Genomic DNA, 19,764 nt, shown 5'->3' on the forward strand with positions numbered 1-19,764 from the left:
AATGTGTCCCGCTCAGCGCGGGATGGCGCCGTTGAGGAACAGGTCGATCCCGGTCTCGATGTTGCGGCGACGCTCCTCGACATTGCGCCAGCCATAGGCGCCGTCGCGGCGGCGGATCAGCGCGCCGTAGACGAGGTCGATCAGCATTTCCGCGGCGCGGTCGGCGTCGGGGATGACGATCTCGCCGCGCTCGGCCCGCTTGGCCAGGAACTCGGCCAGCTCGGGACGCGCGCCGCCGGCGGCCTCGCGCTGCACCACGCGGGCGATGTCGGGGGTGCGCTCGGCCTCCATCATCACCATCCGCAGAAGGTGAACGCGGCTGCGCGCGGCGCCCTCGTCAAGATCCGCGCTCATCGCGCGGCGCAGGGCCTGGGCGATGGGCATGTCGTCGGGGATCTCCGAGAGGTCCACCATCCGCTTGCGGTGACGGCGCACCAGCTCGGCGAACATCTCGGTCTTCGAGGGGAACAGACGATAGAGGGTACGCTTGGACATCCGGCAGGCGGCGGCGATGTCGTTCATCGTGGCGCCGGAGAAGCCCTGCTCGAGGAACAGCCGTTCTGCATTTTCCAGGATGATGCGCGCCTGCTCGGCGTCCGGCATGACCTTCGGCCGGCCGCGCGGACGGCGCGTCTGAACCTCGGCGTCCGCCTGAGCCTGCGGGGCGTGATCGGCGGGGTTGCCGTCGTGCATTGATAAGCTCCTGAACGGTTTCGTTTCTTGCGGGGGATATTGCGTTGGAAATTTGGGCCGATCAATGGGTTACCAACAGGTTTGCTAAAAATTAGGGCTAATTTCCAATGACGTCGGGGCAACCCTTCAAAGGCGTCAAAGTGAATCGGCCCGAAACCCGGGTGAATGCGAAGTTAACCATGCGCGCATAGGGAGAAACCGGCCTGCAAACGACTCCCGCGCCACCCTGAGGATGGCGCGGGTTTCTTAACAGCGCGCGAAGCGGCGGCCGGACGACTCAGGCGCGGGTCGTGCCGTCCCCCTCGACCAGGTACTTGAACGAGGTCAGCTGCACCGCGCCGACCGGCCCGCGCGCATGCATCTTGCCCGTGGCGATGCCGATCTCGGCGCCCATGCCGAACTCCGCCCCGTCGGCGAACTGGGTCGAGGCGTTGCGCATCAGGATGGCGCTGTCGACCCGGGCGAAGAAGCGGTCCGCGGTCGCGTCGTTCTCGGTCAGGATCGCCTCGGTATGGCTCGAAGAATGAGCGCGGATATGTTCGATCGCGCCGTCCACCCCGTCCACCACCTTCGCGGCGATGATGCTGTCGAGATACTCGCGCCCCCAGTCGTCGGGCTGGGCGGGGACCACGCGCGCATCCATGGCCTGGACCGCCGCGTCGCCGCGCACCTCGACGCCCGCATCAAGGAGGGCGCCGATGGTCTCGGCCCCGTGCGCCTCGGCATAGGGGCCGTCCATCAGCAGGCACTCGGCCGCGCCGCAGATGCCGGTGCGGCGGGTCTTGGCGTTGAGGATGACCTTGAGCGCCTTGGGGAAATCGGCGTCGCGGTCGGCATAGACATGGCAGATGCCTTCAAGATGGGCGAAGACCGGCACGCGGGCGTCGGCCTGCACCCGGCCGACGAGGCCCTTGCCGCCGCGGGGCACGATCACGTCGATGGTCCCGGTCATGGTCAGCATCTCGCCCACCGCGGCGCGGTCGCGGGTGGGGACCACCTGGATCGCGTCCTCGGGCAGGTCCGCCGCGCGCAGGCCGTCCACGAGGCAGGCATGGATGGCGCGGGTGGAGTGGAAGGATTCCGAGCCGCCGCGCAGGATCGCGGCGTTGCCGGATTTCAGGCACAGGCCCCCGGCGTCGGCGGTCACGTTCGGGCGGCTTTCATAGATCACGCCGATGACCCCGAGGGGGGTGCGCACGCGGCGGATCTTCAGGCCCGAGGGACGCTCCCACGCCTCCATCACCGCGCCGACCGGATCCTCCTGCCCCGCGATGGCCCGCAGCCCGTCCGCCATCGCCTTGATGCGGTCGTCGTTGAGCTCCAGCCGGTCGAGCATGGCGGCGCTCAGCCCCTTCTCGCGCCCGAATTCCATGTCCTGCGCATTGGCGTCCTTGATCTCCTGCGCGCGGGCCTCGAGCGCATCGGCGGCGGCCTCCAGCGCCTTCGCCTTCGCCTCGGGCGCCGCAAAGGCCAGCTGCGCGGCGGCGGCCTTGGCCTTCGCGCCGATCTCGGCCATCACGGCCTTCACGTCCATCGACTTGTCGTCAAGCATGGGTCTTCCTTCCCTGGGCGCCGTCTTTGGAGGGGTGCGAAGGGTCTAGCGGATCGCGGGCCGGTATGCCAGCCGCCGCCGCCCCCCGCCTTCGCGGCGGGGCGGCGACGCCCGAAGGACCGCCCATGCGCGCGAAAACGATCAGTCCGGGCGCGGGCCCGGGACGGTCGGCTTCGGCGACGGGAGGGCGGCCGCTTCCGCGGTCGCATCGTCCCAGATCACCATGTCGTCGCGATGGGCGACGGCGGCGCGGGCCTGGTGGCCGAGCGCGGCTTCGATCTGGCTGGTCTGCAGGCCCGCGATGGCGCGCGCCTCGTCCGAGGAATAGCCCGAGAGCGCGGCGCCGATGGCGTCGCCCTCCTGGGTGGCGATGGCGACGGGATCGCCCCGCTCGAACGCCCCGTCCACCCCGCGCAGCCCGGCGGGCAGCAGCGAGGCGCCGCGGGCCAGCGCCCGGGCGGCGCCGGCGTCGACCACCAGCCGCCCCTCGGGCTTCATTCCCGCGATCCAGCGCTTGCGCGCATTGACGGGCGAGGTTTCGGGCACGAACCAGGTCGCGGCCCCGCCCTCGGCCAGCTGCGACAGGGGCCGGTCCACGTCGCCAAGGCAGATCGCCATGGCGCAGCCGCCGGACAGCGCCGTCTTGGCCGCCAGGAGCTTGGTGCGCATCCCCCCGGTGCCGACATCGCTGCCGGCGCCAGCGGCCATCGCCTCGATCTCGGGCGTGATGCGGCCGATGCGATCCAGCCGCCGGGCCGAGGCGTCGCTGCGCGGGTTGGCGGTGTAGAGCCCGTCCACGTCCGAGAGCAGCGCCAGCGCGTCCGCCTCGGCCATCAGCGCCACGCGGGCGGCGAGGCGGTCATTGTCGCCATACCGGATCTCGTCCGTCGCCACGGTGTCGTTCTCGTTGATCACCGGGCAGGCGCCGAGGTCCAGCAGCGTCTTCAGCGTCGCGCGGCCATTGAGGTAGCGGCGACGGTCATGGGTGTCGGCCAGGGTCAGCAGCACCTGCGCCGAGGGGATGCCATGGGGGGCCAGCGCCTCCTCCCACCCCTGCGCGAGGCGGATCTGCCCGACGGCGGCGGCGGCCTGGGCCTGCTCGACCGCCAGCTTGCCCGCGGGCAGCCCGAGCGGGCGGCGCCCCAGCGCGATGGCGCCGGAGGAGACCACGATCACCTGGCAGCCGCGCGCCCGCAGCGCCGCGATATCGGCGGCGAGGCCCGCGAGCCAGGTCTTGCGCAGCGTTCCCGTCGCCTGGTCGACCAACAGCGAGGAGCCGATCTTGACCGCCACCAGCCGCGCATGGGCCAGCGGCGTGGCCGAAGCCATCCCCGTCATCCCGGTCTCGTCTGCGCTGGCGGTCATCGTGGCGCCCTCCGGCGGCGCGGCCCGGCGGGACGGGTCCCGGGGGCGATTCAGGGTCCGGCCCCGCGCGGGGCCGGACCCTGCTTATTGCGCCGCGGCGAGCCGGGGGCAAGGGGCGGCGTGCGGGCGCCTCAGCCCCCGGCGGCGTGGCGGGTCTTCACCAGGTCCTCGAGGAAGGCGGCGATGTTGGCCTTGATCGCGCCCTCGTTGGCCAGGCGCAGGCGTTCGACCGCCAGCAGCGAACTGCTGAAGGGCGCCTTGCAGGGGGTGGTGAACATCTCGTCGTAGAGCTCGCGCCCCTCGGCGTCATGGACCTGGTAGCGCCCGGTGGCCTTCACCGTCAGGTCGAACCCGACGATGGGCTGGTCGAGCGCGATCAGCGTGGCGGTGATCTTCAGCCCCGTGGCCGGGTCGAGCAGCCCGATCCGGCGCAGCGATTCCGCCAGCGCCTGCTGGAACGCGCCGTCCGAGACCTTGGACATGGCGATGGGGCTGGTCTCCTCGCCGCCGATCACCTTCTCCACGGCATAGCCGGGGCCGGCGACCGGGCCGGCCAGGGCCGGCTCGGCCACCATCTGCTCGGGGCGGCTGGCCTGCGCTCAAGCGGCCGGCGACAGGAGCGCGAGCGCCCCGAGGAGGCGGGCCGGGGCGCGCGCCAGCGAAGGCAGGTGCAGGGAAGGCAGGTGCAGGGCGGTCATGGGGGTGGTCCTCCGCAAGGGCCCCGCCGCCCCGTCAGGTCAGGGCCGCCAGGGCTCGTCTTCGTCCTTGCCAGAATCGCGGTCCGCATCGATCTGCGCCATGATCCTGCGCAAGGCGTCCTCGATCCCCTGCCCCGAGGCGGCGGAGAGCGCGAGCACGTCCGTCGCGCCCACGGCCTGGAGTTCCTCGCGCCAGAAGGCGATGTCCTCGGCGGGCACGGCGTCGATCTTGGACAGGGCGACGATGCGCGGCTTCTGCGCCAGCTCCTCGGCATAGGCCTCGAGCTCGCCGCAGATCACCTTGTAATCCTCGATCGGGTTCTCGGCGGTGATGTCGACGAGGTGCAGCAGCGCCGAGCAGCGTTCGACATGGCCGAGGAACCGGTCGCCGATGCCGCGGCCTTCATGGGCGCCCTCGATCAGGCCGGGGATGTCGGCCATCACGAATTCGCGCCCGTCGACGCCGACGACGCCGAGGTTCGGCACGAGGGTGGTGAAGGGATAGTCGGCGATTTTCGGCCGGGCGTTGGACACCGCGGACAGGAAGGTCGACTTGCCCGCGTTGGGCAGGCCGACGAGGCCCGCATCCGCGATCAGCTTCAGCCGCAGCCACACCGTGCGCTCCACCGCCGGCTGGCCCGGGTTGGCGCGGCGCGGGGCCTGGTTGGTCGCGGTCTTGAAATGCAGGTTGCCGAAGCCGCCATTGCCGCCCTTGCACAGCAGCACCTGCTGGCCGACCTCGGTCAGGTCCGCGATCACCGTCTCCTGGTCTTCCTCCAGGATCTCGGTGCCCACGGGAACCTTCAGGACCACGGCGTCGCGGCTGGCGCCGCTGCGCTGCTTGCCCATGCCGTGCTCGCCGTTCTGGGCGTAGAAATGCTGGCGGTAGCGGTAGTCGATCAGGGTGTTGAGCCCCTCGACCGCCTCGACGATCACGTCGCCGCCCCGGCCGCCGTCGCCGCCGTCGGGTCCGCCGTATTCGATGAATTTCTCGCGCCGGAAGCTGATGCAGCCGGGGCCGCCGGCGCCGGAGCGCAGGTGCACGCGGGCGAGATCGAGGAATTTCATGTCCCGTTCCTTGGATGCGCCCGCGTCCCGCGGGCCGCATGGCCGCGCCCGGTCAGGCGCGGTCCCGTGCGGCCGCGCGCGCGGCGCGGGTCAGTCGGTAGCGCCAGCAGGGGGCGGCGGCGCCGCGGCCCGCCGACCATTCCATGCCGTCGCCTTCATAGGCGAAGCCGACCCGGGTCAGCACCCGGGCCGAGGTCTGGTTGTCGGTGAAGACATTCGCCGTCACCGTTTCGGCGCCCGCGTCGAACAGCGCGTCCACCGCGGCGGCGACGCCCTCGGTGGCGCAGCCGGTGTTGCGCCAGGGCGGGCCGACCATGTAGCCGATCCGCAGGTCCTGCGGGCCCGCGCCCTCGCCCGAAGCGGCGTTGACGAAGACGAGGCCGACGGGCTCATCCCCCCGCGCCATGACCCAGAGCGGCCCGGCGCGCTTCCCGGCCAGCGCCCGCTCCACCATCGTCTCCGCCGCGCCGGGCGGGTACGGGTGGGGGATCTGGGTCAGGTTGCGCGCGACCTCGGGATCCGAGAGCCACATGCCGATCGGTCCCGCGTCCGCGGGCTCGGGCGCGCGCAGCGCGATGGGCGCGGCGCGGGTCGGGGTCAGGCTTCCAGCCTCGTCAGTCATCGCTCTCACCCTCCTCCGGGGCGGCGGCCCTTCAGGGCCCGCGGTCGGCGCGGCGGCGCGCGGGGGCGCCGGTCCGGGATCCCCCGTCCTCCACGCCTCTGGCGGGCGCTTCGCGGCGGGCGGGAGAAAGACGCGAAGGGGCCGACGGCGCGCCGTCGGCCCCTTGCGGTATCATTCGCTCCGGGCGGCGCGGGGCCGCCCGGGGCCGCGTCACTCGGCGGCTTCCGGCAGCTCGGCCACGTTCACGAAGGTGCGCCCCTTGAGGCCCTTCTTGAAGGTCACCTTGCCCTCGGCGGTGGCGAACAGGGTGTGGTCCTTGCCCATGCCCACGTTCACGCCCGGCCAGTACTGGGTGCCGCGCTGACGGATGATGATGTTGCCGGGGATGACGGCTTCGCCGCCATACTTCTTGACGCCCAGGCGGCGGCCGGCGGAGTCGCGGCCGTTACGGGACGAACCGCCTGCTTTTTTATGAGCCATTGTCTGTCTCCTTCAGCTTGCGTTTCAGCCCGCGACGATCTCGGTGATGCGCACCGAGGTCAGCGACTGACGGTGGCCCTTGAGCCGCTTGGACGAGTGCTTCCGGCGGCGCTTGTGGAAGGTGTAGACCTTCGGGCCGCGGAACTGGTCGACGATCTCGGCCTTGACCAGCGCGCCGGCGACGCGCGGGGCGCCGATGACGGGCTCGCCTTCACCGGCGACCATCAGCACCTCGGTGAATTCGATCGGAGCGCCGGCCTCGGCCTCCAGCTTTTCGATGGCAAGCTCGTCGCCCACGGCGACCTTGTACTGCTTGCCGCCGGTCTTGATCACGGCGAACATATCGCGTGTCCTTCCCTTCGGTTCCGCGTCCTGCGGCGGCGCCGGGTCGGGGGCGGATCCCCCGGGTCGGCGCGCTTGTGGGGCGATCGCCCCGCCTTCGAACTGCGCGCCCCGCGGATGCGGAGCGGATCTTGCGCCCCCTGCCCGGACCCTGTCGGGCCGCGGCCAAGGCACGCGCCCCGCACCGGACGCGTCCGGGCGGGAGAAGCGGCCTTATCCATGGGCGGGGGCGGCTTGTCAAGCATTGCGCGGGGCCTTGCGGGGGGCGAAATCCCGCCCCGCCGGGCGGGCGCGCATTGAAGCCGCCGCCGCGCTGGCCGATACTGGCTGCAGAGCAGTCAAACAACAGAGTCGGGAGCGCATCCAGCATGGCCGACCCCAAGCCCGGAACCGGGCCCCAGGACGACGGACTTTTCCATGACGGTCCGGCGGACCAGTCCGGCTACGACGCCAGCTCCATCGAGGTGCTCGAGGGACTCGAGGCGGTGCGCATGCGCCCGGGCATGTATATCGGCGGCACGGACGAGCGCGCGCTGCACCACATGGCGGCCGAGGTCCTCGACAACTCGATGGACGAGGCGGTCGCGGGCCACGCGAGCCGGATCGAGGTCGACCTGCAGCCGGGCAACCGGCTGATCATCCGCGACAACGGCCGCGGCATCCCGATCGACCCGCACCCCAAGTTCCCCGACAAGTCGGCGCTGGAGGTGATCCTGTGCACGCTGCACGCGGGCGGCAAGTTCTCGGGGAAAGCCTACCAGACCTCGGGCGGCCTGCACGGCGTGGGCGCCTCGGTGGTCAACGCGCTGTCCTCGGAGATGATGGTGGAGGTCGCGCGCAACCGCGCCCTGTTCCGCCAGGGCTTCAGCCGCGGCAAGCCTCTGGGCCCGGTCGAGGAGGTCGGCGCGGCGCCGAACCGGCGCGGCACCTCCGTCACCTTCGTGCCGGACACCGAGATCTTCGGCGCCAAGGCAGGGTTCAAGCCCAAGCGGCTGATGACCATGGTCCGCTCCAAGGCGTATCTCTTCTCGGGCGTCGAGATCCGCTGGAAATGCGACCCCTCGCTGATCGCCGAGGGGGACGACACGCCTTCGGAGGCGGTGTTCCACTTCCCCGGGGGCCTCGCCGATTACCTCAAGGAGACGATGGGCAAGTCCCTCCAGCTCTCCGAGGAGCCCTTCGCGGGCAAGGTCCAGTTCCACGAGCGTTTCGACCCGGACACCGCCGGGTCGGTCGAATGGGCGATCAGCTGGACCCCGGCGCGGGACGGGTTCGTCTCGTCGTACTGCAACACCGTGCCGACCCCGCAGGGCGGCACGCATGAAGCGGGGTTCTGGAACGCGGTGGTCCGCGGGCTGCGCGCGCATGGCGAGCTGACGGGCCAGAAGAAGGCCGCGCAGATCACCCGCGACGACGTGGCGGGGGCGGCGGGGGCGCTGGTCTCGGCCTTCATCCGCGATCCCGAATTCGTCGGCCAGACCAAGGACCGCCTCTCGACCACCGAGGCGTCGCGCCTCGTCGAGGGCGCGGTGCGCGACCGTTTCGACACCTGGCTTGCGGCGGACCCCAAGCGGGCCGAGGCGATCCTCGACTTCCTGATCCTGCGCGCCGAGGAACGGATGCGCCGGCGCCAGGAGAAGGAGACCCAGCGCAAATCCGCCACCAAGCGGCTGCGCCTGCCGGGCAAGCTGGTGGATTGCTCCTCGAACACCCGCGAGGGGACCGAGATCTTCCTCGTCGAGGGCGACTCGGCGGGAGGGTCCGCGAAGCTGGCGCGCAACCGCAAGAACCAGGCGGTGCTGCCGCTGCGGGGCAAGATCCTCAACGTCGCCAACGCGACGACCGAGAAGCTGGCCCAGAACCAGGAGCTCCAGGACCTGTGCCAGGCGCTCGGGGTCACGCCGGGCTCGAAGTTCAACCTCGACGATCTGCGGTACGAGAAGATCGTCATCATGACCGACGCGGATGTGGACGGGGCGCATATCGCCTCGCTGCTGATGACCTTCTTCTTCCGCCAGATGCGGCCGCTGATCGACGCGGGGCGCCTCTACCTCGCCGCGCCGCCGCTGTTCCGGGTCACGCAGGGCGCCAAGTCCGTCTACGCCAAGGACGACGCCGAGAAGGACGAGCTGGTGGCCGAGCTCTCGAAGGGGCGCGGCAAGATCGAGGTCGGGCGCTTCAAGGGCCTCGGGGAAATGATGCCCAAGCAGCTCAAGGAAACCACGATGGACCCGCGCTCGCGCACCCTGATCCGGGTGTCGATCGACGAGGACGAGCCGGGCGAGACCGGCCAGCTGGTCGAGCGGCTGATGGGCAAGAAGGCCGAGAAGCGCTTCACCTACATCCAGGAGAACGCGCGCTTCGCCGCCGATCTCGACGTCTGAGCCACGGGAGACCCCCATGCAGAGCGCCCTGCCCCTGCGCCCCCTCCTTCTCGCGGGCCTGTGCCTGCCGCTGCTCGGCTGCGGCGAGGCGGAGGAGCGGATCGACGTCTCGCTGGTGAACCGGCAGATGTCCTATGACAGCACCTACCTGCTCGAGGCGCGGGAGGTGGAGATGCATCGCACCCCCTATCCGGGCCTGTCGCAGGCGGACACCGCGGCGCTGCTGGCGCGGCCGGACAGCTACGCCGAGGACGCGCCCTTCACCGCGCGCCCGGTGGAGCTGGCGGACAAGGAGGCGGTGCGGCTGGTGCTGATCTTCAACGCCCGCGCGCCGATGGAGGCGCGGGACATCTGCGCGCTGACCCAGGCGATGGGGCGCGACGCGCCGCTGTCGAAGGCCGGGTTCACCGCGGACGTGGCGCTGTGCGACGGAGACCGGACGCTGGCGGTCGGCAGCGTGAAGGCCGAAGCGCCGAGCCCCGAGACGCGCGACGCCGCCTTCGCGAAGCGGGCGCTGGACAAGCTGATCTGGTCGGTGTTCGGCAACTCGGCCGAGCGGCGGGCGGTGGACCAGCGCTCGCTCCAGATCGACTGAGGCGGCGCCGGGACGGGCGGCGCGGCGGGCCCGCCCCGGGGGCGCCCGGGGACGCAGTTCGACCGCTCCTGCCCGGGCGGGACGAGTGCCGGGCGGCGCCCCCGGCGGGGCGCGGCCGAGGGACGCCCGCCGCCCCCGCGCTCCGCCGCCCCCCCCCCCGCGCGCAGCCGCCGCACCGCTCCGCGCAAAAGGGCCGCCCCGATCCCGGGACGGCCCTTTTGGCAGGCGCTTGCGATGTCGAGGGTGACCCCCGGTTCGCGCCGCCCCCCGCCGGCGCCCCCCGCCGGTCAGTAGGTGCGGATCAGGCCCACGAGGCGGCCCTGGATGCGGACCTTGTCCTCGGGGTAGCTGCGGGTCTCGTAGGCCGGGTTCGCCGCTTCGAGCGCGATCATCCCGCCCTTGCGGCGCAGGCGCTTCAGGGTCGCTTCCTGCTCCTCCACCAGCGCCACCACGATGTCGCCGTCATCGGCGCTGTCGCGCTGTTCGATCACCACCACGTCGCCGTCATGGATGCCCGCGTCGATCATCGAGTCGCCCCGGACCTCGAGCGCGTAGTGTTCGTGCCCCGCGGCGAGCATCCCCGCCGGAGCGACGATATGCGAGGAGGCCTGCTGGATCGCCTCGATCGGCACGCCCGCGGCGATGCGGCCCATCAGCGGGATCGACCCCGCCAGCGCCGCGCGCTCCGCCGCGCTCATCACCCCCGGGGCGACGGCGGCCAGCGCCTCGTCCTCGGAGGCCGTCGCCGCGGTCCGCGGGCCGGGCGCGGCGACCTCCACGTCCTCGGGCAGGCGCAGCACCTCGATCGCGCGGGCGCGGTGCGGCAGGCGGCGGATGAAGCCGCGTTCCTCCAGCGCCGTGATCAGGCGGTGAATGCCGGACTTGGAGCGCAGGTCGAGCGCGTCCTTCATCTCGTCGAACGAGGGGGAGACCCCGTCTCTCTGCACGCGCTTGTGGATGAACACGAGCAGATCGCGCTGCTTTTTGGTGAGCATGTCGCCTCCGGGTCGTCCTGCAAATCCCTCGCAGACGTTCTACAGACGTTCCCCGTTTGTGTCAATCCGGGTTCGCAAAATACCCGCAAAGGTTGAGCAATTCAGAGCCTTATGTACTCCGCCATCTCCCCCGCCGCCATCGCCGGGGCGCCCGCGGGGAACACCGCCAGCGCGTCCGCGTCGGCCAGCAGCGACAGCACCGAGCTGTCCTGCCGGTTGAACACCCGCAGGCGCGGGCCGTCCGGTCCGTCCTCGAGCGCGGCGCGCGCGTAGTGCTCGCGCCCCGCCGTCGCGGGAACGGCGGCGGCGAGCGGCGCGCGGGCGCGCGGCAGCGGCCCGGCGGGCAGCCCCGCGAAGGCGTCGAGCGCGGGGCGCAGGAACAGGTGGCCGCAGACCATGGCCGAGACCGGGTTGCCCGGCAGCCCGACCATCATCGGCCCGTCCTTGATCCGCCCGGCCATCAGCGGTTTGCCGGGACGCATGGCGATCTTGTAGAAACTGAGGTCGAGGCCCCCTTCCCCGAACACCTCGGCCACCAGGTCATGATCCCCGACCGAGGCGCCGCCGAGCGTGACCACGAGGTCGGCGCCGCGCGACGCCTCCAGCGCCTCGGTCAGCGCCGCGCGGCTGTCGCGGGCGATGGGCAGCAGGCGCGGATCGGCGCCGTGGGCGCGCAGCATGGCATGGAGGCCGTAGGAGTTGGAGGACACGATCTGGTCCGGGCCGGGGGCCTGGCCCGGCTCGACCAGCTCGTCGCCGGTGGCGACCAGCGCGACGACCGGCTTGCGGCGCACGGGGACGGAGGCGTGGTTGAAGGCGGCGAGGAGCGCGATGTCGGCGGGGCGCAGGCGGCGCACCGGCAGGGCCTGGCCCTCCTCGAAATCGAGGCCCGCGGGGCGGATGTTGGGCCCGGCGCCCAGGGTGGGCAGCACGGTGATGCGGTCCCTCTCGCGGCGCACATCCTCCTGGATCACCACGTGGTCGGCGCCTTCGGGGACCGGGGCGCCGGTGAAGATGCGGATCGCCTCGCCGGGGCCGAGCGCCCGGCCCGCGCCTTCCCCGGCGCGGGATTCGGCGACCACGGTGAAGACCGCGCCGGGGCGCAGTTCGGCACCCTTCACCGCGTAGCCGTCCATGGCCGAGGCGGCGAAGGGCGGCTGGGTGCGCAGGGCGTGGACCGGACGCGCCAGAACGCGGCCCGCGGCCTCGGTCAGCGGGACGTCTTCCTCGCCCAGCACCTCGACCAGCGACAGGACCCGGGCCAGCGCCTCGGGGACCGGGAGCAGCGCGCTCATTCCGCCTCGTAGCGGCCCGACTTGCCGCCCTCCTTGAACGCCAGGCGCACATCGGTCAGGCGCATCGCCTTGTCGGCGGCCTTGACCATGTCATAGACGGTCAGCTGCGCGATGGTGACGGCGGTCAGCGCCTCCATCTCCACCCCCGTCGGGCCGGTGGTCTTGACGGTCGCCTCGATCAGCACGCGGCTGGTCTCCGGGTCCGGCGTCAGCTCCACCGCCACCTTCGAGAGGGCCAGCGGGTGGCAGAGCGGGATCAGCTCGGCCGTCTTCTTGGCCCCCATGATCCCGGCGAGGCGCGCGACGGCGAGCACGTCGCCCTTCTTGGCCCGATTCTGGGTGATCAGCGCCAGCGTCTCGGGCGCCATCTCCACCGCGCCGCGGGCGATGGCGGTGCGGTGCGTCTCGGCCTTGTCCGAGACGTCGACCATGTGGGCGGCGCCCTTGTCGTCGAAATGGGTCAGCTGGCTCATCTGGGTCTCCCTCGCGGGCCGGGCGCGCGCCCCGGCGCATGTTGCGGGCGACCCTGCCCCGGTTCGGGCGCGGGTTTCAAGCGGGCGGTTCGGGGGGGGCCGGGACGCCCTTCGGGGGCCTCGATGACGGCTAACGAAAAAACTGCGCCCGGAGAGGGTTGACGCCCGCCGCCCGGCCCCGTAACAAGCGCCCGTTCCCGGACGGAGCGGCTGCGGCGGCGCGGCGGGAACGGAGGCGGACGCGGAGACGCGGATGCCGGTGAGGGCGGGTAGCTCAGCGGTAGAGCGACTGACTTTTAATCAGTTGGCCGTGGGTTCGATCCCCACCCCGCTCACCAGTTTCGGACGGGGTCGGATGCAAGCGCATCCGGCCCCGTTTCCGTTTCGGGCGCCGGCCGCGCGGCCCCTCCCCGGCCCCTCCCCGGCGCGACTCGCCAGATGAACGTCAAAGCAATGTAAAATTGCAAATCGACGCCCCGCCTTTCGAGTCTCTTCAGCCCTTTGAAGTTTCCCTTCGAAACAGCGCCCGGGGCGCGGTTCATATGCGAATAAATCTGTACGAAAGGACAGGTTTCTGCACCGATAAGCCCGCCCGGTGTCCAGCTTGGGCGGGGACCCCCGGACCCCGCCGCGGTATCTATTGGTTAACGAAATCGCGACCCGAAGCGCCCCACGCTTCCCGGGCCGAGCGACACCGGACCAGGCCGCGCGACGCGCCGATGTTCCGCCCCTTCCCCCAGCGCCCCCGTGACGGCGCGGCCGGGGACCGGCGGGACCGCCCCCAGCAGGGCGCGCCGCAGCACCTTCCGGCCCGCCGCTCCACCGCCCGGCCGAACGGCCGCGAAGACCGGAGGGACCGCCATGAAGACGAGACGCATCCTGCACCTGCTGGACGACGTCATGCCCGGCGCGCTGACGCGCACGCTGGCGCATCTCGAGACCGTCGCCCCGCATGTGCACGAGGTCCAGACGCTCGCCTTCGGCGACCGGCTGAGCGCGACCTCGGGGCATGACGTCATCGTCTCGCACCTGTCGGCCGAATGGCTGACCCCGCGCGCGGCGGCCGAGCTGCGCGCCGCCGTCCCGCACCTGCCGCTGGTCCATGTCGAGCACGCCCTCGCCCCCGGGCACCCGGCGGTGTCGCGCGGCCCGCACGGGATCGAGGCGCTGCGCGAGGTCTACAAGCGCTTCGACCGGGTGATCGCCTGCTCCGAGGCGCAGGCCGCCTGGCTGCTGGCCGAACGGCTGGTCCCGGACGGGCGCATCGGGGTGATCCCGCCGGCCTCCGACCTGTCGGGCTTCGCCGCGCTGCCCCCCGCGGTGCGCCCCGCCCGGCGCTTCGGCGTGCTCGGGCGCCTCACCCGCCAGAAGGGCGTCGACATCGCCATCGCCGCCTTCCGCAAGCTCGAGAACCCGGGCCTGACCCTCGACATCATCGGCGCGGGGCCGATGCGCGACGCGCTGGTCGAGCAGGCCGCGGGCGATCCGCGGATCCGCTTCCACGGCCACGCGGTCGACCCGGTGCAGGCGATGCGCGGGCTCGACGCCGTGCTCGCCCCCTCGCGCTGGGAGGCCTACGGGCTCTCGACGCTCGAGGCCCGGGCCGCAGGGCGGATCGCCATCGCCTCGGGCGCCGGCGGGCTGCGCGACCAGGTCTGCGCCGGGGCGCGGCATGTCCCCGGGCTGACCGCCCGCGCCTGGACCGCCGCCATCTCGCGCGCCGCGACCGAGCCCGCGCCGGAATTCGAGATCGCCCGCGCCCGGGTCGAGGCCGACCGCGCCATGGACCGGTTCGAGACCCGCTGGGCGCTGACCCTCGACAGCCTTGCGCGCCATGCCCCGGCGCCGGCGAAGCGCGCCGCCCGCCCGGCGCCGCGGCTGCGCCCCGCGCGCCCGACGCTGACCCTCGTCGCCGCGCTCGGCTGAGCGCGGACCGGGCCGGACGCCGCCGCGCGCGGCGCCCGGTCCGTCGATCCGGAATTCCCGCGGGCGGTGTTCGCGTCCGCGGGATCCGTCCGGGCCCCCTTCCTGCGTCGCCGTCCCCCGGCCGCGACAGGACCCGCCCCTTTCATGCAGGGAAAGAGGGCTAGCGAGGGCAGCCCCGGGCGCACCGTCGCCCCCCCCCGACCCCAGGGGCGGCGCAGGGCGGTGGAGACCCCTTCCGCGCGCAAGCGCGCCTCGGGCGGCCAGGCCGCCATGCCGCGCAGTCTGTGGGGACGGCGCAGCATCCCGGGAGAGAGGCCGCGCGCGTGCGGAAGGGGTGCGTCCCTGCGGGACGCGCGACACGGATGGCCCCCGCGCGGCGCACGGGGGATTTCGGCATGAGCGGGGAACATTGCCGGGGAATGGGTCCGTTCTGCGGGAGCAGGCGATGGAGCCGGGGGCCAAGCCTAGGGACAGACCGCGGGATAAGCCGCGGGATGGGCCGTCGGACGGAATCCTGGCGGCGCGCCCGCGGAAGGCGGCCTGCGGGGCGCCGTGCCCGGCGCCGCGGCTCAGAACAGCCCGGCCTCGCGCGCGCTGAGCGCCGCCTGGGTGCGGTTGGACACCCCGAGCTTGCGGTAGAGCGTCTTGACGTGGAGCTTCACCGTCGTCTCCTGGACCTCCAGGTCGCGGGCGATCTCCTTGTTCGACTTGCCCTCGCTGAGCCCCTCGAGAACCTGGTATTCCCGGCGCGAGAGCTTGTCGACCAGCGGGTGCGCCCCGGCCGGCTCCTCGGGCGCGGTCATGAACTCGATCGGGGCGTAGACCTCGCCCATCGCCATGAAACGCACCGCGTTGACCAGCGACTTGGCAGAAAGCGTCTTGGGCAGGAACCCGGCGGCCCCGGCGTCGAGCGCGGCCTGCGCCTCGCGGCGCGTGGCGACGCCGCTGATCAGCGCCACCTTGCCGCCCGAGGCCCGCTGCATGTCGCGCAGCCCGTCGAGCCCGCGCATCCCCGGCATGTTGTAGTCGAGCAGCACCACCTCGAACGGGTCGGTCCCGCGCACGAGCTCCATGGCGTCGTCGAAATCCGCGGCCGTCTGCACGTCCATGTCGCTTTCGGTCTCGAGGTACAGCCGCAGGGTGTCCCGCAGCAGGTCGTGATCGTCGGCGATCAGGATACGCATCGTGTGGTCGTCCGTCGTTCGGGGCGGTGCGCTGAACTGGCGCAGCGGGAGACCACGTTAATCGAGGAAACGGCCCCCGGACAAGCCTCGGGCGGCAAGGTGCGGAGCGCGCGCGCGCCGCGCCGTCCGGCCCGCACCAGATGCCCCGGCGCCGCAAGGCGGCAAGGCGGACCTGTCCGAAAGGGTAGGTCCCCTGTCCGTTAACGCGCGGGCGCCGCGAAGCGGCCATGCGTTAAGAACTGTTAAACCCTGTCCCGCACCCGGCCACAGATCCGAGGATCCGCCCATGCACGCCCGCTGGAGGTCGCCCCCGCCCGCCCGGTCAACGCCCCGGCGCGCCGCCACCGCGCTCCGGGCCGCGCTCCGGGCCGCGCTCTGCGCCGCACTCGTCGCCGCGGCGCTCTGCGTCGCCGCGCCCCCGGCGCAGGCGCAGGCGCAGCAGGCGCAGCAGGCGCCCGCCCCCCTGCCCCAGCCCGAGGGCAAGGTGCTGCTGGTCGTGTCCGGCGCCATCGGGGTCGCCAATGTCGGCGGCAAGGCGATGTTCGACCGCGCCATGCTCGAGGCGCTGGGAACCGAGAGCTTCACCACCCGCACCAACTGGACCGACGGGGCGGTGCGCTTCTCGGGGCCGCCGCTGCAGGCGTTGATGGAACGGCTGGGGGTCGCCGGGGGCGTCCTCATGGCCACCGCGATCAACGATTACATGATCGAGATGCCGGTCGCCGACGCGCGCGCGCCCGGGCCGATCCTGGCGCTGGAGATGGACGGCGCGCCGATGAGCGTGCGCGACAAGGGGCCGATCTGGATCGTCTACCCCTATGACGCGGACCCGGCCTGGCGCACCGAGGAGATCTACGCCCGCTCGGTCTGGCAGCTCGACCGGCTCGAGATCGTCGACTAGGCCCCGCGCGGCCGCGGCGCCCGCGCGGGCGCGAGACGGGGCCGGCGGGACATGTTTGGGGGATGTGCGCGCGCCGCGGCTGTGCCACATCTCGGGGACGGCCGCCCGCACGGGCGGGCGGAAGGGCGCGGGCGCCGCCGGGACGGCGGGCCGCGCGGAAGACGAGGGGAAGGACGCCGCGATGCAGACGATGCCGACGCGCCGGGCCGCGCCGCCCCCCGACCGGGGATTCGAACGGGCCTGGAGGCGCCTGCGCGGCGCGCTCTGGCGCCGGATCATGGGCGCCGCGGGCCGCTCCGGGCGACCGTGAGACGGGTGCATCCCGCCTTCGAGGCGCGCCCGCGCCTGTGGCGGCTGTTCGCGGTCGCCGCCGCGCTGCTGGGCCTGCTCGGGCTGATCGCCGCGCTCGGCCTGCAGGTGACGCCCCGGATCCAGGAGCTCGACACCGCCGAGGCGGACAATGTCGAGTGGACCCTGTCCCGGGCCGAGACCGAACTTCAGACCCTGCATGTCGCGATCCACGAGACGGTGCTGGAGGGGCGGCACGACTTCGGCGATCTCGAGGACGTGCGCCGCCGCTTCGACGTGTTCTACAGCCGGGTGACGACCCTGACCCAGGGCGACGCCTATCGCCACCTGCGCGCCGATCCCGAATTCGACGGCCTGCTGCGCCGCCTCAAGCGCGGGCTGGACGCCTCGGTCGCGGCGATCGACGGCGACGACGACGCGCTGCGCGCCGCGCTGCCCGGGCTCGAGACCCAGGCCGCGGTGATGGCGCAGAGCGTCCGGCGGCTCGGGGTGATCGGCCTCGGGGCCGAGGCCGCCCGCGCCCGGGCGCTGCGCGAGCGGGTGTCCGACACCCTCGCGCTGCTCGCCCTCGTGACCTGCGCGCTGGTCGGCGCGCTGGCGGCGATGACGGCCGCCCTGTGGCGCAGCAAGGACGCGATGACCGCCCGCGCCGCCGAGGCCGCGGCCACCGCCGCGCGGCTCGACGCCATCCTGCGCAGCTCGCTCGACGCCATCATCGTCACCGACCGCGACGGGCGGCTGCTCGACCTCAACGACGTCGCGGTGGAGATGTTCGGCTATTCCCCCGAGGAGGCGATCGGCGAGACGGTGGACGACCTGATGACGCCGCCGAACCTGGTCCCCGCCAACCGCAAGGGGCGCGAGATCTGGCAGGGCGGAGAGGAGACGCGGATCATCGACAAGCGCCCGATGGAAAGCTACGGGCGCGACAAGACGGGGCGGGTGTTCCCCGTCGAACTCTCGATCCGCTCGGCCCAGGCGGGGGGCGAGGACCTGCTGATCGCCTTCATCCGCGACATCTCGGCCCGCCGCGCCTGGCAGGAGGCGTTGATCGAGGCGCGCGACCGGGCGGTGGCCGGAGAGAAGGCGCGGGCCGATTTCGTCGCGGTGATGAGCCACGAGATCCGCACCCCCCTCAACGGGATCCTCGGGGCGCTGGCGCTGATGCGCGACGCGCGCACCGAGGAGGAGCGCGACGACCTGCGCCGGATGATGGAGACCTCGGGGCGGATCCTGATGCAGCACGTGAACGACGTGCTCGACATCAGCCGGATGGACAGCGGGCGGCTGGAGCTGCGCCCGCGCGCCACCGACCTGCCCGCGCTGATGCGCGAGTCGCTCGATTCGCAGGTCGCCCAGGCCGAGCGCCGGCGCGACCGGCTGTCGATGCGCTGGATCGGGCCGCACCCGCCGCGGCTGATGCTGGACGGGCCGCGCCTGCGCCAGGTGCTGCTGAACCTGCTCTCGAACGCCGTGAAGTTCACCGAGAACGGCGAGGTGACGCTGGAGGGCGAGATCCTGGGCCGCGGCGAGGACGCGATGCTCGAGCTGCGGGTGATCGACACCGGCGCCGGGATCGCCGAGGCGGACCTGGCGCGGGTGTTCGAGGATTTCGAGACGCTGGACCGATCGCGCGCGCGCTGGCGGCGGGGCACGGGGCTGGGCCTCGGCATCTCGCGCCGCATCGTCGAGGCGATGAAGGGCGCGATCCACGTGGTCTCGGAGCCGGGCGAGGGCAGCATCTTCACCGTCACCCTGCCCGTCCGCGCGGCGATCCCCGCCGCCGACACGCCCAAGGCCGCGGCCCAATCCGCGGCCGCAGCCGCCACGCCACTTGCCGCCACGCCCCCTGCCGCGCCCCCTGCCGCAACCGGGACCGCAACCGGGGCCGCGCCGGGCCCATCCGGCGGGATCGCCGCCGCCCGCGCCGACGCGCCGCGCGTGCTGGTGGTCGAGGACAACAGCATCAACCGCGCGGTGCTGCGCGGGATGCTGATGCGCCGCGGGGCCGAGGTGGACGAGGCCGGGGACGGGGTCGAGGGCGTGGTGATGGCCGGGGCGCGGGCCTATGACCTCGTGCTCCTCGACATCGGCATGCCGCGGATGGACGGGTTCGAGGCCGCGCGCCGGATCCGCTCGGGCGGGGGCCCCTCGGCCCATGCCCCGATCCACGCCGTCACCGCCGACGTCACCGTCGAGGCCGGCGGGCCCGGGGACGCCGTGGACAGCGTGCTGACCAAGCCGGTCGCCGCCGAGTCGCTCGACGCGCTGCTGCGCAACCTGCCCGGCGCCCTGCTGCAGGACGGGGAGGCCGGGACGGCTGGGGAGCGGAGGCCGGCCCCGGCCGGCGGCAAGGCGGCGGGCGCGGGTGCGGGCGGCGATGGCGCGCTGTCGCCCGCGCGGTTCGAGAACATGCAGGCGGAGCTGGGCCAGGGCCCGGCGCTGGAGCTGGCGATCCGCTTCCTGGCCGAGGGCGACCGCGTGGTCCCGACGCTCGGCGCGCTGGCCGCGCGGGACGGCGCCGCGGCGGCGCAGGCGGCGCACCGGCTGGCCGGCGGGGCGGCGAGCTTCGGCGCCATGGCCCTGCACCAGCGGCTATCGAAGCTCGAGCGCGCGGCGCGGGACGGGGACCAGGACGGCGTGCAGGCCGCGGCGCGCGGGGCGGCCGAGGCCTGGGCGATCTGCCGCGCCGCGCTCGAGGCCACCGCGACGGCGACCGCCGAGAACCCCGAGCGGGTCGGGGGGGCCTGAGACCCGCGGGGGGCCGGGGCGCAGGCGGCGTCCCGCGCGGCGCGCGCGGCACGGGGCGCGGAACCGCCCGGCGGGCGCACCAAGGCCCGGCCCCCGGGGCGCCCCCCGGGGCGACCGAGGAGCGGGCGGGC

16 protein-coding genes, 1 tRNA gene and 1 pseudogene are annotated in these 19,764 nt (G+C 73.1%); 6 read left to right on the plus strand and 12 right to left on the minus strand.

Annotation, left to right across the window (positions count from 1 at the left end; all coding sequences use genetic code 11):
- Positions 1-12: 12 nt before the first annotated feature.
- From ACQ5SO_RS08490 to rplU, 8 genes and pseudogenes are all read right to left on the minus strand, one after another.
- Positions 13-693, minus strand: a complete 681-nt coding sequence (locus tag ACQ5SO_RS08490; RefSeq protein ID WP_430941159.1) for a TetR/AcrR family transcriptional regulator — start codon at positions 691-693, stop codon at positions 13-15.
- Between the two features lie 277 nt (positions 694-970).
- A complete protein-coding gene (locus ACQ5SO_RS08495) occupies positions 971-2,245 on the minus strand; it encodes a glutamate-5-semialdehyde dehydrogenase (RefSeq protein ID WP_430941160.1) in 1,275 nt (424 codons plus the stop codon).
- A gap of 141 nt (positions 2,246-2,386) precedes the next feature.
- Positions 2,387-3,610 carry a glutamate 5-kinase gene (proB, locus tag ACQ5SO_RS08500; protein ID WP_430941161.1) on the minus strand — a complete coding sequence of 408 codons (1,224 nt, stop codon included), beginning with the start codon at positions 3,608-3,610 and terminating at the stop codon, positions 2,387-2,389.
- Positions 3,611-3,741: 131 nt separating this feature from the next.
- On the minus strand, positions 3,742-4,182 hold the full coding sequence (locus tag ACQ5SO_RS08505; RefSeq protein WP_430941162.1) for a hypothetical protein: 441 nt from the start codon (positions 4,180-4,182) through the stop codon (positions 3,742-3,744).
- A 165-nt stretch (positions 4,183-4,347) separates the two neighbouring features.
- Positions 4,348-5,376, minus strand: coding sequence for a GTPase ObgE (obgE, locus tag ACQ5SO_RS08510; protein WP_430941163.1), 1,029 nt, complete (start codon positions 5,374-5,376; stop codon positions 4,348-4,350).
- 52 nt (positions 5,377-5,428) lie between these two features.
- The gene (locus tag ACQ5SO_RS08515; RefSeq protein ID WP_430941164.1) at positions 5,429-5,998 is read right to left on the minus strand and encodes a GNAT family N-acetyltransferase; all 570 of its coding nucleotides are present in this window, start codon (positions 5,996-5,998) and stop codon (positions 5,429-5,431) included.
- 210 nt (positions 5,999-6,208) lie between these two features.
- On the minus strand, positions 6,209-6,478 hold the full coding sequence (rpmA, locus tag ACQ5SO_RS08520; RefSeq protein ID WP_430941165.1) for a 50S ribosomal protein L27: 270 nt from the start codon (positions 6,476-6,478) through the stop codon (positions 6,209-6,211).
- Between the two features lie 30 nt (positions 6,479-6,508).
- A pseudogene (gene rplU / locus ACQ5SO_RS08525) lies at positions 6,509-6,820 on the minus strand (50S ribosomal protein L21); the annotation flags it as partial.
- A 368-nt stretch (positions 6,821-7,188) separates the two neighbouring features.
- Between rplU and parE the strand changes: the two are divergent.
- Positions 7,189-9,204 (plus strand): DNA topoisomerase IV subunit B, encoded by a 2,016-nt coding sequence (gene parE, locus ACQ5SO_RS08530; protein WP_430941166.1) that lies wholly within the window; start codon positions 7,189-7,191, stop codon positions 9,202-9,204.
- Positions 9,205-9,220: 16 nt separating this feature from the next.
- Entirely contained in the window at positions 9,221-9,799 is a 579-nt protein-coding gene (locus ACQ5SO_RS08535; protein ID WP_430941167.1) for a hypothetical protein, read from the plus strand.
- A gap of 287 nt (positions 9,800-10,086) precedes the next feature.
- Here ACQ5SO_RS08535 and lexA read toward each other — a convergent pair whose 3' ends face one another.
- The 3 genes from lexA to moaC form a co-directional block, all read right to left on the minus strand.
- Positions 10,087-10,794 carry a transcriptional repressor LexA gene (gene lexA / locus ACQ5SO_RS08540; protein WP_430941168.1) on the minus strand — a complete coding sequence of 236 codons (708 nt, stop codon included), beginning with the start codon at positions 10,792-10,794 and terminating at the stop codon, positions 10,087-10,089.
- A 101-nt stretch (positions 10,795-10,895) separates the two neighbouring features.
- Positions 10,896-12,080 carry a molybdopterin molybdotransferase MoeA gene (locus ACQ5SO_RS08545; RefSeq protein WP_430941213.1) on the minus strand — a complete coding sequence of 395 codons (1,185 nt, stop codon included), beginning with the start codon at positions 12,078-12,080 and terminating at the stop codon, positions 10,896-10,898.
- 5 nt (positions 12,081-12,085) lie between these two features.
- On the minus strand, positions 12,086-12,562 hold the full coding sequence (moaC, locus tag ACQ5SO_RS08550; protein WP_430941169.1) for a cyclic pyranopterin monophosphate synthase MoaC: 477 nt from the start codon (positions 12,560-12,562) through the stop codon (positions 12,086-12,088).
- Between the two features lie 263 nt (positions 12,563-12,825).
- Here moaC and ACQ5SO_RS08555 point away from each other — a divergent pair.
- Positions 12,826-12,900: transfer RNA gene (locus tag ACQ5SO_RS08555), tRNA-Lys, on the plus strand.
- A gap of 523 nt (positions 12,901-13,423) precedes the next feature.
- Positions 13,424-14,488 carry a glycosyltransferase family 4 protein gene (locus ACQ5SO_RS08560; RefSeq protein ID WP_430941170.1) on the plus strand — a complete coding sequence of 355 codons (1,065 nt, stop codon included), beginning with the start codon at positions 13,424-13,426 and terminating at the stop codon, positions 14,486-14,488.
- Between the two features lie 569 nt (positions 14,489-15,057).
- On the opposite strand, the gene ACQ5SO_RS08565 is transcribed toward ACQ5SO_RS08560, so the two are convergent.
- Positions 15,058-15,672 carry a response regulator transcription factor gene (locus ACQ5SO_RS08565; RefSeq protein ID WP_430941171.1) on the minus strand — a complete coding sequence of 205 codons (615 nt, stop codon included), beginning with the start codon at positions 15,670-15,672 and terminating at the stop codon, positions 15,058-15,060.
- A gap of 286 nt (positions 15,673-15,958) precedes the next feature.
- On the opposite strand from ACQ5SO_RS08565, the gene ACQ5SO_RS08570 reads away from it, so the two are divergent.
- Together ACQ5SO_RS08570 and ACQ5SO_RS08575 are read left to right on the plus strand one after the other, a co-directional pair.
- Entirely contained in the window at positions 15,959-16,573 is a 615-nt protein-coding gene (locus tag ACQ5SO_RS08570; protein ID WP_430941172.1) for a molybdopterin-dependent oxidoreductase, read from the plus strand.
- A gap of 315 nt (positions 16,574-16,888) precedes the next feature.
- On the plus strand, positions 16,889-19,633 hold the full coding sequence (locus ACQ5SO_RS08575; RefSeq protein ID WP_430941173.1) for a hybrid sensor histidine kinase/response regulator: 2,745 nt from the start codon (positions 16,889-16,891) through the stop codon (positions 19,631-19,633).
- Positions 19,634-19,764 lie beyond the last annotated feature (131 nt).

This window comes from Rhodovulum sp. DZ06 (assembly GCF_050586345.1).
Taxonomy (GTDB): Bacteria; Pseudomonadota; Alphaproteobacteria; order Rhodobacterales; family Rhodobacteraceae; genus JBOCEF01.